The sequence below is a fragment of the Streptococcus sp. HF-1907 genome (genome assembly GCF_015594605.1).
Taxonomy (GTDB): domain Bacteria; phylum Bacillota; class Bacilli; order Lactobacillales; family Streptococcaceae; genus Streptococcus.
This window is the reverse complement of record NZ_JADNQT010000033.1, coordinates 1-1,950: the sequence shown is the minus strand read 5'-3', so window position 1 is coordinate 1,950 and position 1,950 is coordinate 1. Positions and strand designations below refer to the sequence as shown.

Sequence of the window (1,950 nt, the reverse complement as noted above, 5' to 3'; positions counted from 1 at the left end):
TATTTTTGAGTTGTCATATTGACCTCTTTCTAAACGAAAAGTCTCAGACTTACTTCCACCATAAAAACACGTTTCAGACTAACTTCCAGTTTGACTAGAGGACTGGAACTTACTTTGCGAAGTTACCGAATTAAAAATAAATCTATCAAAACACTTGCCAAGTTGACAAACATTTGTTATACTAAAAAAGTTAATAACTATGGCTCGGAAAGAGTTATGGCAGAAAGGAAATTATCTAAAGATGAAAAAAGACATCCATCCAAATTACCGTCCAGTTGTTTTCCTTGATACAACTACAGGATACAAATTCCTTAGCGGTTCAACTAAAGCTTCTAACGAAACAGTAGAATTCGAAGGTGAAACTTACCCACTTATCCGTGTGGAAATTTCATCAGATTCACACCCATTCTACACAGGACGTCAAAAATTCACTCAAGCAGACGGACGCGTGGATCGTTTCAACAAAAAATACGGTCTCAAATAATCAACCGCATTTATTGCTTAAAAATGTTGGTACAAAGCCGTTTTCGAGAAATCGAATTTGGCTTTTTTTATTTTTAGTACCGTTTTTGGTACCGTCTTGGAAAATTAGTCTCCTGTACTTTTAAGATAATCAGCAAACTTCTTAATCGTTTGTTCCCCTCCTGCTTCTGTAGCATGACTATAAGTATCAAGTGTCATTTGACTGCTGGCATGTCCTAGCCGTTTGGCAGCATTGACTGGGTCAATCCCTATTTCAATCATCAAAGTTGCATGGGTATGTCTAAAACCATGGGGAGTAATTTTCTTTAAATTGTGGTTATTAACAACTCGCTTCAACACGCTATTAATATAATCCTGATACAATGGCTGTATCTGACCTTCTCTATCAACGAATGTAAAAATATAATCATTGTCAACCAAAGGGGTAACTGTCGTTAGTTGCCCTTTTTCTTTTCTGCTAATGTGTTTCCATTCTTGCAAGATTGAAATAGTCTCAGCATCTAACAGGATTTGACGCACCGAAAATTTGTTTTTGGTACTCTTTTCAACCGCCCTCCCATTTATACGTCCCAGATTCTTGTTAACAGATAATAACTGCCTTTCAAAATCAATATCAGACCACCTCAAAAAATAGAGTTCCCCTTTTCTTAAACCACTATAAGCTAGTAACCTAAATAAAGCAAAATTTTTATATAGTTCTTCTGCCTTAACAATTTCTAGAAACTCATGTAGTTCTTTAACACTGAAAAAATTCTCTGATTGCTTTTGTTCTCTTTTGGGCAATGTGGCCTCCTTCATGGGATTGTCAGTAATCAACTTCATCTTAATTGCAAAATCAAAGACTTGACTAGCATAGGATTTTATTTGCTTAATATTTCTAAAAGGATACTGTCAATAATCATGTGTAAACACTCTAGTAGAGTTATGAAGTTTTAATCAAATAAGCTTTCAAGTGTGTCAGAACATTGGCCAAACCCTTTATGGATTCGTTGACTTTGCTTGAAATTATAATCTTCAAACAAAGTAACTAAATAACGTTCCAGAGCCTCCTCGCTAGGAAAAAGAACCTTCTTTTTCGTTTGACGTTTGATTTCTTTGTTAAGAGACTCAATGAGGTTTGTCGAATAAATGCTATGCCAAATCTGGTAGGGAAACTGATAAAAAGTTAAAAGATTATCCGTATTCTCCAAACTTTCCATGACTTTCCTATACTTTAGCTTCCATTCAGCGATAAAGTTCTCTAAAGCTTGGACTGCCATTTCTAAATTTTCAGCACGATAAATCGTTTTAAATTGTTCCAGAATAACTGCCCGATCAGATCGCTTCACCTTACTAGCCAAATTTCGACTAATATGAATTAAGCAACGTTGTTGCTTAGCTAATGGGTAAGCCTGACTAATCATCTGCTCAAGCCCCTTGAAGCCATCTATCACTACAAGAGAAATCTGTTGGATTCCTTGGTTTTGA

General features: G+C 35.7%; 2 protein-coding genes and 1 pseudogene. 1 reads left to right on the top strand and 2 read right to left on the bottom strand.

Annotated features, from left to right (window positions below):
- Positions 1-241: 241 nt before the first annotated feature.
- Positions 242-484: a type B 50S ribosomal protein L31 gene (locus tag IYQ92_RS10015; RefSeq protein ID WP_195676487.1), complete on the top strand. Its 243-nt coding sequence runs from the start codon at positions 242-244 to the stop codon at positions 482-484.
- 104 nt (positions 485-588) lie between these two features.
- On the opposite strand, the pseudogene IYQ92_RS10010 reads toward IYQ92_RS10015, so the two are convergent.
- Positions 589-1,365: pseudogene (locus IYQ92_RS10010) on the bottom strand (tyrosine-type recombinase/integrase); the annotation flags it as partial.
- Positions 1,366-1,415: 50 nt separating this feature from the next.
- The coding region (locus IYQ92_RS10005) for an IS256 family transposase (protein ID WP_195676486.1) at positions 1,416-1,950 on the bottom strand (535 nt) is incomplete at its 5' end.

What these genes read in the sequence shown, in the direction of transcription:
- IYQ92_RS10015 (WP_195676487.1), top strand. Translation starts at nt 242, where the DNA reads ATGAAAAAAGACATCCATCCAAATTACCGTCCAGTTGTTTTCCTTGAT.